The following is a 21,351-nucleotide window of genomic DNA, read 5'->3' as shown; positions in this document are numbered from 1 at the left end:
TCTGCGCGCTTCCCCGGGATCCAAACACGCAGAGCAGGCCCCACAACAACAACACCCCCACGATGCGAGGCCCGCTCTGCGCGCTTCCCCGGGATCCAAACACGCAGAGCGGGCCCCACCACGGAGGGTTAGGAGTCGAAGCCCAGGCCCACGGCGTCGAGGGCTTTGAGGATGAGGTTCCGTTTGCCCTGGTTGTGATCGGCCCTGTCCATGGACCACCGGGTCAGGTTGATGCCCAAGGATGCCAAGGGCTCGGGCGGGAAGGGCAGCGGCCGTTTCCGGACCATCTCCAGCCGGGTGCGCTCGGTATCGAGCCCGGCCAACAGGTCCAGAAGGACATCAGCGGCGAAGGCCGTGGCGCCCACACCGAGCCCCGTAAATCCGGCCGCGTACGCCACCCGGCCCTTCCGCGCGGTGCCAAAGAACGCGCAGAACTGCGTGCTTGAATCGATGGGTCCGGCCCACTTGTGGGTGAACTTCAGCCCCTCGAGCTGCGGGAACGTGGTGAAGAAGTGCGAGGCGATCTTCTCCCATGTTGCAGGCTGATGCTCGTGTTTTTGGTCCACGCGCCGGCCCCAGAAGTAGAGGGCGTCGTACCCGCCAAACAGGATTCTGTGGTCCTTGGTGATCCGGTAGTAGTGGAACTGGTTGGCTACATCCCCGATCCCCTGCCGTTTGGCCCATCCGAGGGAGGCCAGTTGTTCAGGAGTCAGCGGTTCGGTCATGAGCGCATAGTCATACACCGGCACTGTCATGAGCTGATTGCGCTTCAAAAGTGACGGGAACACGTTGGTACCGAGGACTACGTGCGCCGCTTCCACGGTGCCGCGCTCAGTGACTACGGTGACGCCGTGCTCGTGGTCCTTCAGCTCCCGCACACGGGTGCCCTCATGAATCACTACGCCGAGCTCATGAGCCACCCGTGCCAGTTCCAGGCCCAGTTTGTACGGGTGGACCATGGCCACAGAGTCCTTGTGCCAGCGGCCCGCCAGATAGGTAGGGGAATCAACCTCCGCCCGAACGGCCTCCTGGTCCAGGAAAACGCTGCCGGGGGTGTCGTCCTCCTGGAGCCACGCCACTTGGTGCGGTTCCACTGCAACGTTGAGCTCACCTGTGCGTTCCCACTCGCAGTCCATGCCGTACTTCTCCACGGCTTCCTGCATGCGGTCCAGGTTTTCCATGCCCAGCCGGTCCAACACTTCCAGCTCGTCCGGCCAACGGTTCTTGCCGTTCTCGTGGCCGTGGGTGAGGCTCGCCTCGCAGAAGCCGCCGTTACGGCCCGACGCTGCCCATGCCACCCGCTCCCCTTCCAGCAGGATCACGGTCCGGCCAGGCTCGCGCTCCTTGGCGCGCAGCGCTGTCCACAAGCCGGTGTAGCCGCCGCCGACGATCACCAGATCGGCGGCAGCATCGCCGTCGAGCTGTGGGTAGCGGGTTGCTGAGTCCTTGAGGTGGTCGATCCAGAACGGCCGGTGGGCCGCACCTTCCAAGGCACGGGCCACGACGGTGGCTTGGGGGACATTCCGTTCGAAAACGGTGGTATTCACGGGGAATTCTCCTGCTTCTAGGCGCACTGATGGGGCGCCGGGACTGTTGTTGGTGGCCAAGGCCGTTACTGCTTAGGCGGTGACCGGTTCGGCGTCCCACAAGGGCCGGGGACGCGAGGCGATGAGGTTCCTCGTGTAGTCGTCTCCGGGGTCCTCAAGGATTCGGGCAGTGGGCCCTTGCTCCACGACCCGTCCTTGATGCATCACCAGTACCTCCGAGCACAAGCGCGAGACGACAGCCAGGTCATGGGTGACGAACAGGATGGTCAGTCCCAGCTGGTCCCGCAGTTCTTCCACAAGCTCCAGCACCTGCGCCTGAACGGAGACGTCCAAGGCACTGGTGGCTTCGTCCAGAACCAGGAGTCGTGGGCGGGCAGCGAGCGCTTTTGCCAACGCAACACGTTGCCGCTGTCCACCCGAGAGTGCTCGGGGCAGGGCATCGAAGCGTTCAGGCCCGATTCCCACCCGGCCCAGCAGGTTGCGGGCACTGTCCCTGGCTTCCTTGCGCCCCTGTTTCTGATGCAGGCGGAAGACATCGGCCACGGCGTTACCTACCGGGATGCGCGGGTCCAAGGACAGGTAGGGATCCTGGAACACTATCTGGACGTCCTTGGCCAAGGCTTTCCGTTCGGAGGCTTTCAGTGGACGGTGCGGACGCGGGATGTCCCGCAGGGTAAGTTCACCGGAAGAGGGGGTTTCCAAGGCCACCACCAGCCGGGCGAGGGTGGACTTTCCGGAACCTGATTCACCCACGATGCCCAGGGATCCGCCCTCCGGCAGGCTGAATTCGGCCCCATCCAGGGCGGTGACAGTCCCGCCGCGGGGAAGCTGGTACGTCTTGGATAGCCCTGAGACCTTCAGCAGAGGGGCTGGGTCCAGCCCGGGAACCGCCGCCACAGAAGAGCCAGCGCCGGTCTCAATGACGGGTGTCGCCTCCACCAACTGCCGCGTGTAGTCCTGCTCAGGGGTCAGGAAGACAGTCCGGGTTGGTCCGTGCTCCACCACTTCGCCTCGGCGAAGCACGTAGACGCGTTCACACAGACTGGCGGCAAGGTTGAGATCGTGGGTGATGAAGAGCATGCCCATCCCCCGCGACTGTTGTTCCTCACGCAGGAGCTTCACGATCCCCGCCTGTGTAGTGACGTCCAGGGCGGTGGTGGGCTCGTCACACAACAACAGTTCCGGTGAGTTCAGGAGTGCCGCGGCGATCATGACGCGCTGGAGCATCCCGCCGGAGAGCTGGTGCGGGTGCTGATCCATTAGCCCACCCGCCCGCCGAAGACCCACCTGCTCCAGTTGCTTCACGGCGCGTTCGTTGGCCTCGGCCCGGGACAACCCGTCACAGCGAAGCAGGGTTTCGGTGAGGAAATCCCCCACGGTCCGGACGGGATTGATCCCGGCTCTGGGGTCCTGGAAGATCATGGATGCGTGGCCGCGGCGGAGCTCCATGAGGCGTTGTTTGCTGGCCGTCAAGGTATCCAGTCCTTTGACGGATACGACGCCGGAGGACTGGGAGCCGCCGGGCAACAACCCCAGCGCGGCACGGGTGGTCAGCGACTTACCTGAGCCGGACTCCCCCACCAAGGCGACAGCCTCGCCGTCGTCCACGGTCAGTGAGATGTTATCCAGCAGCGGCGGCCTGCCTGGAAAGCCGAGCGTAAAGTTCCGGATCTGCAAAAGCTGGCTCATGAAAGTTTTCCTCCGATGCGATCTGAGAGTTCTTCGCCGATGACGTTCACAGCCACCACCACCAGGACCACTACCAACGCGGGCCAGAAGGCGGGGAGGATGTAGCCGCCCAGGAGGGCGCCCCGGGATTCCTCGATCATGGCGCCCCAGTCACTGGTGGGTGGCTGGACCCCGAGGCCTATGAAGGAGAGCGCCGCGAGGTCGGCCAGCACATAGCCGAAGTTCAGTGTTGACTGCGCGCCAACAGTGGGGATCAGGTTGGGGAGAACCCGTCCCAGCACCACCCACGGTGTCCGGAATCCCAGCACCCGGTAGGCCTGCACATACGGCCTGCTGCGCTCGGCCACCACCAAGGACTGCGTCAACCTGGCAACATACGGAACGTAGGCAATAGTCATGGCCAGGATGGGAGCAAAGAGACCTTTACCGAACAATGCGATGGCCAGCATGGCCATGAGCAGTGCGGGAAAAGCGAAGAGGAGATCGAACAGACGGCCCAGGACCTTGCCCAGCCAGCCCTCGGACCAGCCGGCCACCAAACCAAGGAGGAGGCCAAGTACGGTGGATCCGATCACCACAATGGTGGGCCCCAGCAGCGAGGTCCGGCCACCGTGCATGAGCCGGCTGAGGAGATCACGGCCCAGGGCGTCGGTCCCCAGCAGGTGCTGCCCGCCGGGTCCGGCCAGAACGTTGTTCAGGTCCACATAGTCCGGATCGTAAGGCGCCAGGACCGGGGCGAACAGTGAGAGAAGTACGACGACGGCGGCAACGGCGAGCGCGCCCCACGCCATGGGTGAGAGGAGACTGCCGTAGCGGCGAAGTCCCGCTTGGGGAAGCTGGATGGCTAGCGTCATCGGGACTCCGTTCCGGCCGCGATCCGCGGATCAATGAGGGGTTGAAGGAGGTCCACCACGGTGTTGACCAGGACGAAAGCTGCAACCACCACCATGACGATCGCCTGGACAACACCGAAGTCGAGCCTGTCGATGGATTGCACCAGGAGCTGCCCGATGCCGGAGAGCCCGAAGGTACGCTCGATGATGGCGCTGGAGACCAGGAGTCCGGCCACCAGGACGCCGCTCACTGTCAGAATGGGGCCCAGGGCGTTGCGCAGGACGTGCCGTGCCACCACGGATCCGCGGGTAAGCCCCCGGCTTGTGGCCACTTCTACGTGTTCGCGGAGCAATTGCTCGTTCATGGATGAACGGGTCACCCGGGCCACCATGGCGATGTAGGTGATGCCCAAGGCCAGTGCCGGGAGGGTGAGGTGCCAGATCCGGTCCCATCCGCCGTCGCCGCTTCCAAAGGAAGGGAACCAGCCCAGGCCCACGGAGAAGAGGGCTACCAAGGCGGTGGCTGCCACGAAGGGCGGCACGGCTCCGGCGGCGGTGAGGGTGATGAGGATGAAGCGATCGCCAAAGCCCTTGTTGAGGCTGGCCACTATGCCGGCGAACAATCCCAGGACGGTGATGAAAAGCGCAGCGAGTGCTACCAGTTGAAGGGTGGTGGGCAACCGTCCGAGCAAGACGTCCGAGACGTCCTGGCGGTAGGTCAAGGAGCGGCCCCAGTCTCCTTGGAGTATGCCGCCGAGCCAGTTGAAGTACTGCTCCCAGGCCGGTTTGTCCAGGCCGAACTGCCGGGTGATCTCTTCCAGTGCCTCGGGTTTGGGGCTGCGACCCCTCAGCAGGAACCTGGCAGGATCTCCCGGGACCAGGAAGCGTGAAAAGAACACGGCCAGTGAGGCAACAAAGAGGGTGGCCAGCAGGGTCAGCAGCTTCTTTGCAATGAAGACCACAGGGCGAACCCGGCCTTTTTCCCGCTTGCGGGTGGGGGCAGCCGGCGCTGTACTTTGGGCCTGTTGGGTAGCGGTCATGTCAGCGGCCTCCTATCTGGGCTGCCCACGGGAAGTACATGTAATTGATGGAGGGGTCCGCTCCGGTGATGCGCTTGCCCAGCCACATTGACGTGACGGTTTCATAGAGCGGCCCCCACACCACGTCCTCGGCTGCCAGTGCGGCGGCCTTGCCCGTGAGCTTGCCGCGGGCCTCGGGGTCCTGCACGGTGTACGCGGTGTTGACCAGGTCATCGAATTCCGCATTGCTCCAGCCGCCGTAGTTGCTGAAATCGCCGGTGCGGAGCACGCTGTACATTTCCAGGGGTTCGGTGCTGGAGAGGTACCAGGAGGTCACCAGCAGGTCTACGTTCTTGCGGGCCTCGGGGTCGGAGAAGAGAGTGGTGTATTTGTCGTTGGACATGGTCTGGATTTCGGGCTCCAGGCCAATTTCCTTCGCAGCGGACGCAATGGCGCGTGCCGTGATGTCGAAAGCTGCGTTCAGTGAGGCGGTGGCGAAGACGAACTTGCTGCCCTCGGCCCCGGCTTCCTTGATGAGCTTCCTGGCTTCCTCCAAGTCATAGGGCGTGGAGGGCAGGGTGGCGAAAGCCTCGTCAGTGGTCTGCGGCGGCACGTCCGTCCACACACTCTTGGTGGTCAACGCGTCCGTCTTCTTCGCATAGCCCTGTTCGGCGGCCTTGATCAGGGCTTCACGGTTGATGGCCATCATCAGCGCCTTGCGGACCCGTACGTCCTTGAAGGTGCCGGCCAGGTTGCTGAAGACCAGGCTTTGCACCGACGTATCGGCACCGAAGTACAGTGAACCGGCGTCCTTGCTGGCTTTCAGGATGTCCATGGCGTTGGACGGGATGGCGAAACCTCCGTCTATTTCGCCGGTCTGGAAGGCGTTGATCCGCGAGGTGGCATCGGGCAGCATCTTGAAGGTCACTTGCCCGGATTTGGCTTTGAGTTCCGGGTCCCAGTAGTCCTCGAACCGTTTGAGCGTGATGCTTTCCCCGGCTTCCCACTGGTCAAAGCGGAAAGGCCCTGTGCAGTTCACGCCGGTGCTGGAGTTGCCGTAGTCCTTGCCCGCGGCTTCCAGCGTTTTGGCGGACTCCACCACACCTGTGGCACCCACCAGGGAACTGTTGAACACGTAGTCCGGCCGGGTCATGGTCACGGTGACCTCAAAGTCGCCGGTCTTCTGGATCGTCTCCACGTTTTGGTAGGCGGAGGCCCAGAAGGAGCCCACCTCAGGGTCCAGATGGCGGCTCAGGGATGCCACAACATCGTCAGCTGTCATCTCGCTGCCGTCGTGAAACTTCACGCCCTCCCGGATGGTGTAAATCCAGGTCAGCGGATCCGGGTTCTCCACGCGGGTGGCCAGTCCCGGCGAGGTGGAGAGGTCCGCGTTCCAGCGGAACAGTGACTCGCACACGTTGGACAGGACAGTGTTGTCCGGGTAGTCGAAGGCATACGCATAGTCCAGGGAGAACGGCTCGGCGTACATGGCCCAGTTGAAGTTATCGATCTCCTTGGTTGGGGCCGGCGTGGAGTCGGACATGGTGAACTTGGCACCGCCTGCGGAGTCCGTCACGCCGGCGGGCCGAACACCGCAGCCGCCCAGGACCAAGCCGGCCACGACGGCGGCCGCAGCAACCGCGGTGATGCGCGACGGCGTCGTCCGCTGTTTGGAGCGCACGGTACCGTACGCAGGTGGCGTTGTTGGGGGTCTCATGGCATCACCGGAACGGGCAGGGTTTCAGTGTTTCCGGTGTGGGAGCGGTCATAGACGCATTCGCCCCCAATCCACGTCTGCGTCACCTCCGCGCGGTGCAGTTCCTGTGCAGGGAGGTCAAAGATGTTCAGGTTCAGGACGGCGAGGTCTGCGAGTTTTCCCGGTTCCAACGTTCCCGTCTCAGCGTCCAGGTGGTTGATCCAGGCGGAGCCGTGCGTGTAGGCGTCCAGGATCTGCTTGACGCTGAGTTTCTGCGATTCGGGACCGAGCGGGGGCAGGTCCTCCTCCGGTGCTGCGCGGTTGACTGCCACGTGCATGGCTGCGATGGGGTCCGCCGTTGAGACCGGCCAGTCGCTGCCCGCCACCAAACGGGCGCCCGCCGAGGCCAGTTCACCGAAGGGGTAATGCCTGTCTTCGGCACCGGGCTCAAGGAATGGGAGGGTCAGGGTGTCCATTTGCTCTTCGTGGCATGCCCAGAGAGCTTGAACGTTGGCCGCTGCATTCAGTGCGGCAAAACGGGGAACATCCTCGCTTCTGACTAGTTGGAGGTGGGCCAGGTGGTGCCTGTTGTCATTAACTCCGTTGGTATCCCGTGCTGCCTCCAGCGCGTCCAAGGCGTCGGTCACGGCGCGGTCGCCCAGTGCGTGGAAGTGAACCTGCATGCCCGAGGCGTCGATCGCGGTAACGAATTCTTTCAGCTCATCGGGTGCGAAGAATTCGATGCCACGGTTCTCTGTTGGGTGGCCGTGGTGGTCCAGGTAGACGTGGTGCATGGCGGCGGTGTAATTCTCTGCCACTCCATCCACCATGACTTTGACGGTGTTGGCGTTGAGTGTCTGGTGATCGAAAGTGCCGGCCACCCTATCCCGGCGTTCCACGATTTCCTGCAGTTGGCCCATGCCAGCTGTACGGTCCCACCATTGGCATGCGGTGACGCGGACTTTGAGATCCCCGGCCTTCACTGCATCCGTGTAAACGTTCAAATGATCGGCATGCCCGCCTTCCGGAATGGGAACCCAGGCGTCCTGCCAGGCGGTAATTCCTTGCGCCAGGAGCAGTTGTTGGGATGCCAGGAGGCCCCGGTACGCCAACTCGTAGGGCACCGGCGGTTTGGCTGCGTTGAACAGGTCCATGGCGCCTTCATGAACCGTGCCGGCCGGGGTCCCGTCCTCTTCGCGTTCCAGCCGGCCGCCCTCGGGATCAGGGGTGTCTGCGCTGATTCCCGCAGCCGCGAAAGCTGCCGTGTTGGCCCAAGCACCGTGATGGTCCCGGTTGATGAGGTAGACGGGCCGGTCCGGCACCACGGCGTCCAGCAATTGCCGTGTGGGAGTGCCGCCCGGGAAGAAATCCATGGACCACCCGGCACCTGAAATCCATGGCTCGTCAGGGTTATCTGCGGCGTAGCGGGCCACGGCTGCCACGGCTTCTTCGGCGCTCCGGGCCTGGGTGAGATCGCATTGGAGCAGTTCGATCCCGGCAAAGATGGGGTGAATATGGGCGTCCTGGAATCCGGGGATCACCAGTTGGCCGTCCAGGTCCACCCTGGTTGTCTCCGGGGTGACGGTTCGGTTCACGTCTTCGGGTTGGCCTACGGCGATGATCCGGCCTTTGGCTATTGCAAGGTTTGCTCGGAGGGGTCCGGCGTCGTTGCCGGTGTACACCCATCCGTTCTCAAACAAAATCTCTGCGTGCACAGTGGAGTCCTTTCGTGGGAAATTCAACTCTCGCAGACAGACTATGAGCCGGATCACAATTAAGTCAACAGTGTTGACATCAGTGCTGACAAAGTCTTTGACTGGACCTGGAAAGTTGACGTGAACGTGAAAGGAGGCGGCCATGAATCATGTAGGTTGATATTCAACCGGGGACGCAGGGAAGGTGGACAACTGATGGTGCAGCCAGCACAGTCAACAGACCGCCGTACACGCCTGGACCCCGCCACCATCATTGATGCCGTCCTGCGGATCTCGAGCCAGGAGCTCGGGGAACGGCTCACTGTCCGCCGGTTGGGACAGGAACTCGAGGTGGATGCCACCGCCGTTTACCGCCACTTCCGCAACCGCGACGCAATTGTCAGGGCAGCACTGGACCAGTTGTTCATGATGTCCGTTGAGCGCACGCTGAAAACCGCACGGGACCACCACTGGCGGGCCCGGCTTGAGGCCTACCTCAATGAACTCCTCAAGGCCTTTATGCAGCACCCGTCCGTGGGGAGCGAATCATTCGCCACGGACACCTACGGCCCCGGCGAGTTGAAAGCGATCGAGTTTGTTCTGCAATGCCTCACCGATGCGGGGCTGGCAGAGGACCGGGTGGTGCATTACTACGCTGCCCTGGAGAGCTACACCCTTGCACTCGGTGCCGGAATCGCAGTGGAAATCCAGCGGCTACCGGACTCCGAGGGCCACGATCCCTGGATCAGCCCCCGGGTTTTCACGCGCATCACCGGCCACCCGCTCCTTGAGAAACACCACGCAGCACTGCAGAACCTGGACTCCCTCAAAGCATTCCAGGCTGGCCTGGCCGCCATCCTGGACAGCGCCGAGCGGGAAAGCAGCAAGCCCGCCTGAGCGGCGGCCCGGCCGGCAACCAACCCGCACTCCCCCACACGACGCCACCATCCGGCGTCGTTCCTTCAGCACTGCCCCGGCAGCGACGCCCGGCAGGGAAAGCACGGTACCCTCATGCACCAGTTCATCAACGGAAAACTGCAGTCCGGCACCTCGGGAAACAGCCTGGACGTCATCAACCCGGCCACCTCGGAGGTGGTGGAAACGGTGGGACTGGCCTCGCTGGATGATCTGGACTCCGCCGTGGCAGCTGCCCGTTCAGCGTTCCCGGGTTGGTCCCGGACAGCCCCGGGAGAACGCGCCGGGATCCTGCAAAAGTTCGCCCGGATCATGGAGGCCCGCGCGGAGGAATTCGCCCGGGTTGAGAGTTTACAGACGGGCAAACCTTGGCGCCTGACCAGGGAGTTCGACGTCCCCGGGACCATTGACAACATAGACTTCTTCGCCGGAGCTGCACGGCACCTTGAAGGCAAAGCAACAGCCGAGTACTCGCCGCAGCACACCTCTTCCATACGCCGCGAATCCATTGGCGTGGTGGGATCCATTGCCCCGTGGAACTACCCACTGCAAATGGCGGCGTGGAAGATCCTCCCGGCCATCGCGGCCGGTAACACCATTGTCCTCAAGCCCGCGGAGATCACCCCGCTCACGTCCCTGATGTTCGCCCAAGCGCTCAGTGATGCGGGACTGCCCGACGGCGTGGTGAACGTGGTGGTGGGCGACGGCGCCACTGTTGGGGCAGCGTTGATGCGGCATCCGGATGTGGACATGGTGTCCTTCACGGGCTCTACCGCCGTTGGACGCACCGTGCTGGAAGCTGCTGCCGTGAACGCCAAGCGCGTGCACCTCGAGTTGGGCGGCAAGGCCCCCTTCATAGTGTTCGACGACGCCGATCTGGATGCCGCGGTGCACGGCGCCGTGGCCGGCTCACTGATCAACACGGGCCAGGACTGCACCGCTGCAACACGGGCCATTGTGCACCGGAGCGTGTATGAGGAATTCGTTGCGAAGGTGGCAGCCCGCTTTGACGGGATCGTCCTGGGCGCGCCCGGAGATACCGATGCGGACCTCGGCCCCCTGGTCTCCTTCAAGCAGCGGGATCACGTGGCGGCAATGGTGGAGCGAGCCCGGAGCTACAGCAAGGTGTTGGCGGGCGGTTACGCTCCAACCGATGGTGGGTTGGAAAACGGTGCCTTCTACCGGCCCACGCTAGTGGTGGACGCGGCGCCTGACTCGGAAATCGTCAAGGACGAGGTGTTTGGCCCGGTCCTCGTGGTTCTCCCCTTCGATACCGACGACGAAGCGATCCACCTGGCCAACGACACCGTTTACGGGCTGGCTGCCTCGGCGTGGACGAACAACCTCCAGCGGGCAATGCGCGCCACCCGCGACATCAAAGCAGGCTGCGTTTGGGTCAACGACCATATCCCGATCATTTCCGAGATGCCCCACGGTGGCTTCAAGCAGTCCGGCTTCGGCAAGGACATGTCCGCCTACTCCTTTGAGGAGTACACGCAGGTGAAGCATGTGATGATCGAGCTGGAGGGCGTGGCCCGGAAGGACTGGCACCGGACCATCTTCACCTTGCGCTGATTTCCCTGCGTTGTGGGGCCCGCTCTGCGCGCTTGCGGGGGATTTAGAGCCGCAGAGCGGGCCTCACAACGGGAGTTTGGGGACGGATTTTGCGTCCGGCACCGAGTACTGCGGTGGCAACTCCCAGGAGAAGAATCAGTCCTCCGAGAATTTCGGTCAGCGTGGGAATCTCGTTGAGGACCAGCCAGGCCGCCGTCATCCCCACCACGGGGACCAAAAGCGTGAAGGGCACGACGTCGGAACTCGGGTACAGCGACAACAGCCGGTTCCAGATGCCGTAGCCAATCAAAGACGCGAACACGGCCGTGTAGATGGCGCTCAGGATGGTGGCGGGCTGCAGGTCGGTGAGGGTGGCCCACACAGCGCCCGGCCCGTCCACCACCAGCGACAACCCAGCCAGCGGAACCGGAACCACCGCGCCGGACCACACCACCAGGCCCAGGCCGGAGGCAGCTTTGGAGTGCCGGGCCACAACGTTACCCACGGCCCAGGACAACGCCGCGGCCAGGACGATCATGAGCGGAAGGACGGGTGCCACGGCACTACGGCCCCATGCCACCACTCCCAGGCCGGCAACGCCAAGCACCACCCCAGCCATTTGGCGGCGGCTAGGCCGTTCACCGAGGACTCTCGCTGCAATCACAATGGTGAACAGAACCTGCGCCTGCAGGACCAGCGATGCCAATCCCGCCGGCATGCCAAGTGCCATGCCCAAATACAAGAGACCGAACTGGCCGGCACTCATGAAGAGCCCGACGCCGATGATCGCCTTCCAGCCCACCTCCGGTTTGCGGATGAACAGGATGAAAGGAAACACGACCAGCATGAAGCGCATGGCGACGAAAAGGAGCGGGGGGACTTCCCTGCCGTTAGTGTGCAGGCCAAGGTCAATGGCAACGAAATTGATGCCCCAGAGGACAGCAACTACAACGGCTAGGGCAGAGTGGCGAAGGTTCACAAGTACACTCTGATCCTTAACTGGTTGAAGCACCAGCGTTGAATTCAACATGGAACAGCGTAGATTTGCTTCATGATTGATATCTCGGCACTGCGGGCATTGGTGGCTGTTGAGCTCCACGGTTCTGTTGTTGCAGCATCGGATGTCATGGGCTTCAGCCCGTCGGCGGTGTCACAGCAGATCAAGAAACTCGAGAAACAAACCGGCGTCATAGTCCTCGAACGCAACGGCCGTGGGGTGCTTCTCACGGAGCGAGGCCTGGCTTTGGCCGGCTATGGCCGGCGGATCATGGGCGAGCTTGAAGAACTGCAGGCTACCCTGCTGGCCGATCCCAGCAAACCGTCCGGCCTGCTGAGGTTGGTTGCCTTTTCTACGGCGTGCCGCGGCCTGGTGGGGCCCATGCTCGGGCGCATGTCCAGCGAACACCCGGCCTTGAACGTCACTGTTCTGGCCGAGGATCCGCGTGAGGCGGTGCAGCGGGTTGCCACCGGCGAAGCTGAATTGGCAGTGGTCCACAACTGGAACTCTGTGCCTCTGGTGATCCCGGAGAACCTGGTGCTGGAGGATCTTTGCATCGACCAAGCCGATGTGCTCCTCAACAGCACCCACCCACTGTCCGGTCGCGCCAGCGTCGAGCGTGAAGACTTGCTCGAGGAGACCTGGATCAGCACCCCTGCCGGCGCCATCTGCAATGAAGCCCTGCTGCAAATTTTCGCGGGACTGGGCAAGGTCCCTGACATCCGCATCTATGATCCCGATTTCTCCACCCACATAGCCATGGTGGAGCAGGGGGTGGCTGTAGCACTGGTTCCGAGGCTCGGCAGGCCCCCGCTGCCAGGCAATGTGGTGGCCATCCCGGTGATCAACCCCGTGCAGCAACGATCCGTGGGCGTGGTCTACCGGAAGACGATGACCGCGAGCCCCAACATCCGGATGGCCGTAGGGATGCTTCGGGAGATATCCGGCGGGCTGGCGCTGCCCTCCGGCTGAACGGGAGCGATCAATGTCACGCTGAGGAACATTCGACGCCGGGATGCCTGTTAGCTTAGGCTAACCTTACCCAGCTGCCGCACAATTCCGGAGTGCGGCCGTCAACTCCTCGAAGGGGCCCGCACGTGGAAGCAATCCTCTTTCCCACGGACATGAACCACCACCACACGTATGGCCTGGTGAGTTACATCATGATCGACGACGGACTGTATCCCAGCGCCCACAATCGGCGCGATCCCTACGCACTTCCGGCGTTCGACATCCGCGGACAATGGGTTTATCCCAGCCGCTACAACCAACACATGGCACCCCAGTTGCCCGTGTACATGTTCGACGGCGAATACCTCGTGGCAACAGGGCACGGCGAAGAAGCTGCAGGTCTGCCCGTATTTGAGATCCGCTGCATGTGCATGCCGCAACTGGCATACGGGGATCCAAGCAGCTCGCAATAGTGGTTGTTCAGGGCCCCGAAACAACCACTAACGCCAGTTAGTTGGGCTAGTGGCGGGGCACTGTGAAATGCGTCAGCCGGGCGTCCTGCCCATCCAGCTCAGCCCACGGCTTTTCCGTCTCCAACACCGTCAACGCACTCGTTGGGTATCTGGTGGCAGCGTCCATGTAGGCATCATGGTCAGAGTCGCGGGAGGCCAAATGCATGGCGAGATCCTGGACGCCGGGCATGTGCGAGATGACCATTAGCGTGGTCACCGTGTCCGGGACATGGTTGATGACCGTCAGCATACGGTTGGCAGAGGCGGAGTACAGGCCGTCCTCAAGTTTGGGCGTCGGAGCTTTGTCACCCAGTTCGTCGCATACCCAGGTGCAGGTCTGCCGGGTCCTCAACGCTGACGAGCACAGGATGAAATCCGGCACCACACCTTGCTGGACCAACCATTTACCGGCCAGCGGAGCCTCCCGATGCCCGCGCTCCTCCAGGGGACGCTCATGATCGGGCACACCGGTAGGCCAATCAGCCTTGGCGTGCCGCATGATCACCAGGCGCTTAATGTGATGGTCACTCATAACCCAACCCTATAGCCGCGGAGGCACATGCTCACTGGTGCCGCGAGCAACTCCTCCGTTGTGGTGGCGCTGAAGCGCAGCGGAACATCCAGCAAGCGCCGTTGTCGCGCGAAGAATGAGCGCAGGCGCCAAGGGATGGTTCCGCGAAAGCGAAAAGCGCCCGCCTCCTCACGGAGACGGGCGCTATGGCAGCTACTAAGAGCTAGATCGAGTATTCCGGAGCGGCCCAGACGATGACCTCGGGGTGCTCGTAGAAACGGTAGCCCTGGCCACGGACCGTGCGGACGGTGTTGGCAAGGCGGCCCAGCTTGGAGCGGAGGCGCCGGATGTGAACGTCGATGGTGCGCTCGTTGGGCACCTCTTCAGCGTTGCGCCACAGGCCCTCAAGCAGTTCATCGCGACCCACGGTGCGGGTGCCGTTTTCGACGAGGTAGTTGAGGAGTTCGAATTCCTTGAACGTCAGGTTCAGCGATTCGCCGTCCAGGTGCACTTCGCGCCGGGCGAGGTCGATCAGCACGCCGGAGGGGCGGGATTCCTGCTGGGGCGTGGGGCGGGCAGCTTCGGTGCGCTGGCGTGCGGCGACCGTGGGGTCGCCGAAGGTGGAACGCACGACGTCGAGTGCGGACCCGGGTGCCCCGGCGGGGGCAACTGCCACGGCCGCGTAGCTTTCCGCGCCGGTCACCAGGGACTGGGCGTAGGCCCGGATCTCCTGGGCAAGCTTGGCAATGGACGTTCCTGCAGCGGCTGCAGTTTCTTCGTCAATACCCATGTAGAGGACGAATCCGCGGGCCACGTTGTCGTTGGCAACCGGGCGGAGCTTGTCCGACTGGGCAATCACAGGAGTGGGTGCCGTCATGGGGGCCGGCTCTGCTGCGGGGACTGCCCGCAACTGGCCATAGGAGTTGGGGTTGTAGCCCTGCGGCACGTAACCGGGAGCCTGCTGCCCGGCCCCTTGAGGAGCCGGAGAGTAGCCCGGGCGGTTGCCGAAGCCGGGGCGAAGCCCTGCGTTTGACGCGGCCTTGTTGGCGTTACGGACGGAGATGTGGACGTATCCAGATGCAACTGACATGGAGTGCTTACCTCAATGGTGAATAGCCGTCATCGCGGCTTCGAATGCTGGTTGTCCCCGCAATGAGTTTGGGGAGGGGCGCCCAACGCTGGGCTAGGGGGCGAATGCCTGAAACTTCTTGGGGTGGAAAGTTAGGCTTGCATTCGACAACAGCGGTCATCATGGCCAGCGGGTGTGCTGGACCAGGTTGCTGCGGCTGCAGGTGCTGTTGAGTTCTTGTTCACATTGGAAGTGTGCAACGTAACAAAGGCAACACGCAAGTAACAAAGCGCCGAACCGTCCACATTTTGAGACACAGGGGTCTATTGTGCTGCAAATCACAATTCCGTCGTGCCCGTAAATGAATGGCATTTCATTCGGGTTGGACGAGAAATATTCGCCTTTTTCTGAATTTTCTTCGACCATTCGGGCATGATGTGCGCCTTCATCCACACGAACAGCCCCACCGCGGAATCTCACGATCTGAAACATTTGTTGTCCAATCGAGAGCGGCCTCGCTGAACAAATTTTTCGGAAAATTCTGCTACAAGCGGTAGAAACAGCTCGCGTGTCCCGCCACCCCTGTCTCGCTAATGTTGACTTCACAGCATCCTCACAGGACCGGCAAAGCGCCGGCATACCGGCAGAACAGAGAGTTGACCCATGGCCTCCCCGCATTCCATGACCAACAATCTCCCCCAGCTGTCCCACCCGGACGGTTCCCCCATCCGCGCCCTGGTGGTGGACGATGAACCCAGCCTCGCCGAGCTCATGAGCATGGGCCTGCGCATGGCGGGATGGTCCGTGGCCGTAGCCGCCGACGGACCGGCAGCTGTGAAGCTGGCCAAGGATTTCCGCCCTGACGTCCTGGTGCTGGACGTCATGCTCCCGGGCTTCGATGGCGTGGAGGTCCTCAACCGCATCCGCAGCTTCGCTCCGGAAGTTCCCGCGTTGTTCCTCACGGCCAAGGATGCCGTGCAGGACCGGATCGTTGGGCTCGCTGCCGGTGGTGATGACTACGTGACCAAACCTTTCAGCATGGAAGAAGTCCTCCTGCGGCTCCACCGCCTGGTCCAGCGCTCCGGTGTTGCCGCCATGGACACAGCTGAGCTTGTTGTGGGCGATCTGACACTGAACGTGGATACCCGCGAAGTCACCCGGGCCGGCGAGGACATCCCGCTCACCGCCACACAGTTTGAGCTTTTGCGCTACCTCATGGAGAACCCCAAACGGGTGATCAGCAAAGCACAGATCCTTGACCGCGTGTGGGACTACGATTTCGGCGGCCAAGCCAACATCGTGGAGCTGTACATTTCCTACTTGCGCAAGAAAATCGAAGCCCACCATCCGCCCATGATCCACACCATCCGTGGCGCGGGATACGTCATCAAGCCAGCGGACTAGGCCTTGAGCACACTTTCACGGGTGACCCGGACATCCGGCCGCAGTTGGCTCAACCCGTCCACGTGGCACTTGCGAACCCGGCTGGTCCTGGTAGCCATGGCCCTGCTTGTGGCCATCTGCGCTGCCGTGGGAGTGGTCAGCTACGCATCCATGGAGATGGTGTTCAACAGGCAGCTGGACAGGCAGCTGGAGCAGGCGTCCACCCGGGCCGAAGACTTCGGCAGGCCGCCGTCGAACTTTCCCAATGCGCCGTCCGGAAGACCGGATCCGCTGGAAGCGCGCGGCCAGGCCGCGGGAACGCTCAATGCGAGGATCGACGGCACTGCAGTGCGCAGCTCGGGCCTGATTGACGCCCAAGGCAACCGCGTCTCCCTCTCAGCCGGGGACGAACAGGTTCTTCTCTCGCTCCCCACGGACCGCCCGCCTGTGGACCGGTCCCTGTCCAACGGTGATTACCGTTTGGTGGCAGTGGAAACCTCGTATGGCGATGTGATCGTGACGGGGCTGCCGCTGGCGGACAAGCAGAGTGCCCAAGCTTCCCTGGTGTGGACCATGGTTCTGGTATCGCTGGGCGGGCTGGTCATCATCGGCCTCGTGGGGACGGTCATCATCCGGCGGACCATGCGGCCCCTGGAGCAGCTCTCCGAAGTGGCCACCAAGGTTTCGCGGCTACCCCTCGACGCCGGTGAAGTGGCACTCGCGGTGCGCGTACCGCCGTCGGCCTCTCATCCCGGAACTGAAGTGGGCAGCGTTGGCTATGCACTGAACCAAATGCTGAACAACGTTGCGAGCGCCCTGGAAGCCCGCCAGAAAAGCGAAACCAGAGTGCGCCAGTTCGTGGCGGACGCGTCCCATGAGCTGCGGACTCCCCTGACGGCCATCAGGGGTTACACCGAGCTGCTGCGGATGACGGAGGATTTCACCGAGGATGGCCGGAAGTCCTTGGCGCGCATGCAAAGCCAATCAGAGCGCATGACCACCCTGGTGGAAGATCTTCTCCTGCTGGCCCGGTTGGACGAGGGCCAGCCCCTGAAGGTGGAGGACGTGGATCTCACCCAGTTGGTGATCGAGACTGTCAGTGACGAGAAAGTCATGGCACCGGAGCACGTGTGGCGGCTGCAACTCCCCGACGAGCCCGTTACGGTGCGCGGAGATGCCACTCAACTTCACCAGGTGCTGGCCAATTTGCTGTCCAACGCCCGCAAGCACACGGACCCCGGCACCACGGTGAGCACGGGCGTCACGCTGTCCGCCGATGGCAGCGCCGTGGTCACGGTGACGGATAACGGGCCCGGAATCCCGGACGAATTCCAGGGCCGGATCTTCTCCCGTTTTGCCCGCGCCGACGCAGCCCGCTCAGGCACTGAGGGCACGTCCGGACTGGGCTTGTCCATTGTGGAATCGATCGTGTTGGCGCATGGCGGTAGCGTGGAGGTGACCTCACGGCCGGGGCTCACTGAGTTCGCGCTTCGGCTCCCACCCGCATCCACCGGAGACTTGGGGCAGAACCGGCAAGGCGACTCACCGGCGTCGTGATCTCTGTTACCTAAATGTGACTTCTGCGAAAACCTCCTGTACCGTCGAAAGGGTGGGTCGCCCCAAGCAGGCCCACATCCGGGATGCGCCGAGCTCTGCCACTTCCCGGAGTCCGTTCTTTCTCCGAGGCAGAGACGGGGGACCCAGAGTCTCCGGGCCAGGCCTTTTGGCCGGTCCTTGGGGTGAAGCCGCAGCGTGATGCGCGGCCGGATGACCTCATCCGAACCCGACAGCTAACTCCGCAGGCGCTGAGAGGTAATCACACATGTCTGAACTTAACGATCAGACGCGCCCTTCCGCGCGTCACCGCGACGATATCAACGCACCGCACGGCAAGTCGCAGAACGTCCTCAAGAACGCAGCCCGCCAGGGCAAGTCCGGCCACCGCATGTCCGTTGTTGCCGGTGTTGTAGCCGCTGCACTGGGCGTTGCATCGCTGGGCACGGCCGCAAACGCTGCCCTGACCCTCCCCGAGGCGAGCCGGGTAGCCGGAACGCAGGCCGCCGCGCAGGTCAGCCCCAACAAGTCGGCCGAGATCTCCGCTTCCCTGAATGCTGCCGCTGAAAAGGGCGCAGCTGACAGGGCAACTGCCGACGCTGCCGCGAAGGCAGCTGCAGAAAAGGCAGCCGCAGAGAAGGCGGCCGCTGACCAGGCCGCTGCCGCACAGGCCGCAGCGGAGAAGGCTGCAGCTGACCAGGCTGCCGCTGAAAAGGCGGCTGCTGACGCTGCTGCCAAGCAAGCCGCCGACGCCGCTGCTGCCGCTGCCGCCGCGGAAGCCGCAGCTGCTGCTGCCGCCCCCAAGGCTGTTGACGACCCCGCTGCTGCCAAGGCCTATGCCGCGAGCATCCTGGGCAACTACGGCTGGAGCGCTGCCGAGATGACCGCTTTGAACACCCTGTGGGAGAAGGAATCCAACTGGAGGACCACTGCCACGAACGCTTCCAGCGGCGCCTACGGAATCGTCCAGTCCCTGCCGGCCGGCAAGATGGCCTCAGCTGGTGCTGACTGGCAAACCAACTACCAGACCCAGATCAAGTGGGGCCTGAACTACATCAAGGAACGCTACGGATCCCCGTCAGCTGCCCTTGGTTTCCACTTGGCCAACAACTGGTACTAAACCAGACTGTTTGAAAGCCGCGCCCGTTGCCGCTGCCCGCCCCAGTACCCACTGATGCGGAAAGCGGAAACGGGCGCGGCTTTTGCCGTTTCACAGCTACGCCTCCGGTTCGGCCTCCAGCGCGCCACGCACTGCGGCGATGGACGCAGCAACATCGCCGGCATCCGTGGTCCAGTTGCTCACGGAGATACGGAGGATTTCCCGGCCGCGCCATGACGAACCGGACATCCACACAGCCCCTTCGGCCATGAGCCGCTGGGTTACCCGGTGCGTGCGGTCATCACTGCCGAAGCTCACCGAGACCTGCGTAAACACCACATCATTGAGGACTTCCACGCCGGGAATCGCAGCCAGCCCTTCAGCCAGGGCGCGTGCGTTTGCAGCCAAGCGGTCCACCATGGCAATCACTCCGTCACGGCCCAATTGCCTGAGTGCGGCCCACACCGGTATTCCGCGGGCACGGCGGGACATCTCGGGAACCTTCTCAAAGGGGTCCCCCGGCCCGGCATCAGTGGCAATCAGGTAACTGGTGTGCACGCTGAAAGCCCGCCGCAAGGCTTCGGGGCGGGCCACAATGGCCAGGCCACAGTCGTAAGGGACGTTCAGGGTTTTATGCGCATCCGTTGCCCACGAATCAGCGTCCTCCAGGCCGGCCAGTCGCCCCCGCAGCGTTGGGCTGACAGCGGCCCACAAACCAAAAGCGCCGTCCACGTGCACCCAAGCGCCCCGATCATGGGCCACGGCTATGGCTTCCCTCATGGGATCAAAGGCCCCGGAATGGAGGTTGCCCGCTTGCAGACTTACCAAGGATGGGCCGGTTTGCTGATCCATGGCCTCGGCCAGGGCGTCGGGAAGAATCCTGCCTTCGTGATCGGCGTCTACCGGAACACACGCACCCAGGCCGAGGTACCGCAGGGCGAGATCCACTGAGGCGTGCCTTTCACGGCCTGCGAAGACCGTGATCCGCGGTGCTCCGCTGAGGCCCAACGCTTCAAGATCCCAGCCGGCCTCGTCCATCAAATACTGCCGCCCCGCTGCCAGACCCACGAAGTTGGCGGTAGTAGCGCCGGTGGTGAATCCAACGTCGGCCGTGGCCGGCAGATGCAAAAGGTCCAACAGCCATGCGGCGGCAGATTCTTCAATGGCAGCAGCGGAAGGTGTGGCGAATCGGAGCCCGTTGTTCTGGTCCCACGCGGAGACAAGCCAATCGGCAGCCATGGCGGCGGGCAGGGTTCCGCCCATGACCCATCCAAAGAAGCGTCCGGACTGAATCGCCATCAAGCCCGGCTCGGCCAGCGCCGCAAGCTCATCCACTACTTCGGCGGCATCAGTGGCTTCATCCGGGAGGCGCTGCAGGATGCTCTTGGCTACCTGATCGGCGTCAGAAGACGGGCGGACAGAACGTGTGGGCACAGACGACAGCCAGTCACCGGCGTGGACCATGGCCCGCTCCAATGCAGCACCGTACGCCTCCGGCATCGCAGACATGCGCACAGCCTACGCCGGGTTCATCGCTGGGAAAAGTAGTTCGGCTACGGCTGGCTCAGCGTCACGGTAGGTTCAGCGTGAGGAGGTGCCCGCCGTCGTGATCCTTCACAACGGTGACCGTCACTGCCGAGTAGTCCGGGATCCGCCACATGCCCTGCTCCAGCTCCGCGTTGTGCCCTGCAGCGGCCTCGCCCACCACCACAGTCCGCATCCCTGCCGCGCGGGCGGCAGCAATGCCTGCGGGTGCGTCTTCGAAAACAACGACGTCGGCCGGATCGGCTCCCAGCAGCGCGGCTGCCTTGAGGTAACCCTCCGGATGCGGCTTGCCGCGGGTGACGGACTCAGCGGTAACCGCGGTGGAGGGCATGGTGAGCCCCGCCGCCTGCATACGGATCTCCGCAAGAATCCGGTCCGCGGAGGTGACCAACGCAATGGCGTCGTCAGGTAGACCCGCCAACAGGGCTTCGGCGCCGGGAAGGGCGATCACGCCATCCGTACGGGATCGTTCCATTTCACCGAGCTCGGCGGTGAGAGCTTCAATGTCAGAGCCGGCCGGCGCGTACCGGCGGACAGTGTCGCCGGCTTGGACACCGTGTGAAGTGCGCAGAATTTCGCTGAAATCCAGGCCGTAGCGCTCGGCGAACTCGAGCCACACCTGTTCAACAATCGCCGTTGAATCCACCAGCGTGCCGTCCATGTCAAAGAGGACGGCACGGACGGTCAGCACTGATGGTTGGGAGGCAGATTCGGTGTGGGCGGCTGGTTCGGCAGGATGGCTCATGGTTCCATCCTGCCGCACCCTGAAGCCGGTGGTGCTGA

General features: G+C 63.2%; 18 protein-coding genes and 1 riboswitch. Of the genes, 7 read left to right on the top strand and 11 right to left on the bottom strand.

Annotated features, from left to right (window positions below; genetic code table 11):
• Positions 1–128: 128 nt before the first annotated feature.
• From ABI796_RS03930 to ABI796_RS03905, 6 genes are all read right to left on the bottom strand, one after another.
• The gene (locus tag ABI796_RS03930; protein ID WP_141285517.1) at positions 129–1,547 is read right to left on the bottom strand and encodes an FAD-binding oxidoreductase; all 1,419 of its coding nucleotides are present in this window, start codon (positions 1,545–1,547) and stop codon (positions 129–131) included.
• Between the two features lie 72 nt (positions 1,548–1,619).
• On the bottom strand, positions 1,620–3,236 hold the full coding sequence (locus ABI796_RS03925; protein ID WP_141285515.1) for an ABC transporter ATP-binding protein: 1,617 nt from the start codon (positions 3,234–3,236) through the stop codon (positions 1,620–1,622).
• Positions 3,233–4,090: an ABC transporter permease gene (locus tag ABI796_RS03920; protein ID WP_141285513.1), complete on the bottom strand. Its 858-nt coding sequence runs from the start codon at positions 4,088–4,090 to the stop codon at positions 3,233–3,235. The genes ABI796_RS03925 and ABI796_RS03920 overlap by 4 nt, the downstream gene beginning before the upstream one ends.
• Positions 4,087–5,109 (bottom strand): ABC transporter permease, encoded by a 1,023-nt coding sequence (locus ABI796_RS03915; protein ID WP_141285511.1) that lies wholly within the window; start codon positions 5,107–5,109, stop codon positions 4,087–4,089. Before ABI796_RS03915 ends, ABI796_RS03920 begins: the two co-directional genes overlap by 4 nt.
• Position 5,110: 1 nt before the next feature.
• A complete protein-coding gene (locus ABI796_RS03910; protein WP_141285509.1) occupies positions 5,111–6,805 on the bottom strand; it encodes an ABC transporter substrate-binding protein in 1,695 nt (564 codons plus the stop codon).
• Positions 6,802–8,499: an amidohydrolase gene (locus ABI796_RS03905; protein WP_141285507.1), complete on the bottom strand. Its 1,698-nt coding sequence runs from the start codon at positions 8,497–8,499 to the stop codon at positions 6,802–6,804. Before ABI796_RS03905 ends, ABI796_RS03910 begins: the two co-directional genes overlap by 4 nt.
• Positions 8,500–8,694: 195 nt before the next feature.
• Between ABI796_RS03905 and ABI796_RS03900 the strand changes: the two genes are divergently transcribed.
• Both ABI796_RS03900 and ABI796_RS03895 read left to right on the top strand, forming a co-directional pair.
• On the top strand, positions 8,695–9,375 hold the full coding sequence (locus ABI796_RS03900) for a TetR/AcrR family transcriptional regulator (RefSeq protein WP_141285505.1): 681 nt from the start codon (positions 8,695–8,697) through the stop codon (positions 9,373–9,375).
• 114 nt (positions 9,376–9,489) lie between these two features.
• On the top strand, positions 9,490–10,968 hold the full coding sequence (locus tag ABI796_RS03895) for a gamma-aminobutyraldehyde dehydrogenase (protein ID WP_141285503.1): 1,479 nt from the start codon (positions 9,490–9,492) through the stop codon (positions 10,966–10,968).
• A 43-nt stretch (positions 10,969–11,011) separates the two neighbouring features.
• Here ABI796_RS03895 and ABI796_RS03890 read toward each other — a convergent pair whose 3' ends face one another.
• Positions 11,012–11,977, bottom strand: coding sequence for an EamA family transporter (locus ABI796_RS03890; protein WP_141285501.1), 966 nt, complete (start codon positions 11,975–11,977; stop codon positions 11,012–11,014).
• 21 nt (positions 11,978–11,998) lie between these two features.
• Between ABI796_RS03890 and ABI796_RS03885 the strand changes: the two genes are divergently transcribed.
• Positions 11,999–12,916, top strand: coding sequence for a LysR family transcriptional regulator (locus ABI796_RS03885; RefSeq protein ID WP_141285499.1), 918 nt, complete (start codon positions 11,999–12,001; stop codon positions 12,914–12,916).
• 125 nt (positions 12,917–13,041) lie between these two features.
• Positions 13,042–13,368, top strand: a complete 327-nt coding sequence (locus ABI796_RS03880; protein ID WP_246095868.1) for a hypothetical protein — start codon at positions 13,042–13,044, stop codon at positions 13,366–13,368.
• Between the two features lie 46 nt (positions 13,369–13,414).
• Here ABI796_RS03880 and ABI796_RS03875 read toward each other — a convergent pair whose 3' ends face one another.
• Both ABI796_RS03875 and ABI796_RS03870 read right to left on the bottom strand, forming a co-directional pair.
• Complete coding sequence (locus ABI796_RS03875) at positions 13,415–13,939, bottom strand: SixA phosphatase family protein (protein ID WP_141285497.1); 525 nt, start codon at positions 13,937–13,939, stop codon at positions 13,415–13,417.
• Between the two features lie 202 nt (positions 13,940–14,141).
• Positions 14,142–15,008: a winged helix-turn-helix domain-containing protein gene (locus ABI796_RS03870; RefSeq protein ID WP_141285495.1), complete on the bottom strand. Its 867-nt coding sequence runs from the start codon at positions 15,006–15,008 to the stop codon at positions 14,142–14,144.
• A gap of 642 nt (positions 15,009–15,650) precedes the next feature.
• Between ABI796_RS03870 and ABI796_RS03865 the strand changes: the two genes are divergently transcribed.
• The 3 genes from ABI796_RS03865 (at position 15,651) to ABI796_RS03855 (ending at position 19,044) form a co-directional block, all read left to right on the top strand.
• A complete protein-coding gene (locus ABI796_RS03865; RefSeq protein ID WP_141285493.1) occupies positions 15,651–16,391 on the top strand; it encodes a response regulator transcription factor in 741 nt (246 codons plus the stop codon).
• Positions 16,392–16,394: 3 nt separating this feature from the next.
• Positions 16,395–17,927, top strand: a complete 1,533-nt coding sequence (locus ABI796_RS03860; protein ID WP_141285491.1) for a HAMP domain-containing sensor histidine kinase — start codon at positions 16,395–16,397, stop codon at positions 17,925–17,927.
• Between the two features lie 76 nt (positions 17,928–18,003).
• Positions 18,004–18,189: riboswitch (cyclic di-AMP (ydaO/yuaA leader) on the top strand.
• A 3-nt stretch (positions 18,190–18,192) separates the two neighbouring features.
• Positions 18,193–19,044 carry a hypothetical protein gene (locus ABI796_RS03855; RefSeq protein ID WP_141285489.1) on the top strand — a complete coding sequence of 284 codons (852 nt, stop codon included), beginning with the start codon at positions 18,193–18,195 and terminating at the stop codon, positions 19,042–19,044.
• Between the two features lie 96 nt (positions 19,045–19,140).
• Here ABI796_RS03855 and ABI796_RS03850 read toward each other — a convergent pair whose 3' ends face one another.
• Both ABI796_RS03850 and ABI796_RS03845 read right to left on the bottom strand, forming a co-directional pair.
• On the bottom strand, positions 19,141–20,532 hold the full coding sequence (locus tag ABI796_RS03850; protein ID WP_141285487.1) for an aminotransferase class V-fold PLP-dependent enzyme: 1,392 nt from the start codon (positions 20,530–20,532) through the stop codon (positions 19,141–19,143).
• A 61-nt stretch (positions 20,533–20,593) separates the two neighbouring features.
• Positions 20,594–21,313, bottom strand: coding sequence for an HAD-IA family hydrolase (locus tag ABI796_RS03845; protein ID WP_141285485.1), 720 nt, complete (start codon positions 21,311–21,313; stop codon positions 20,594–20,596).
• Positions 21,314–21,351 lie beyond the last annotated feature (38 nt).

The organism is Paenarthrobacter aurescens (assembly GCF_041549525.1).
In the GTDB taxonomy this organism is placed as follows: Bacteria; Actinomycetota; Actinomycetes; order Actinomycetales; family Micrococcaceae; genus Arthrobacter; species Arthrobacter aurescens.
Note: the sequence above shows the minus strand (reverse complement) of the source record. Positions and strands in the feature narration are given on the sequence as shown.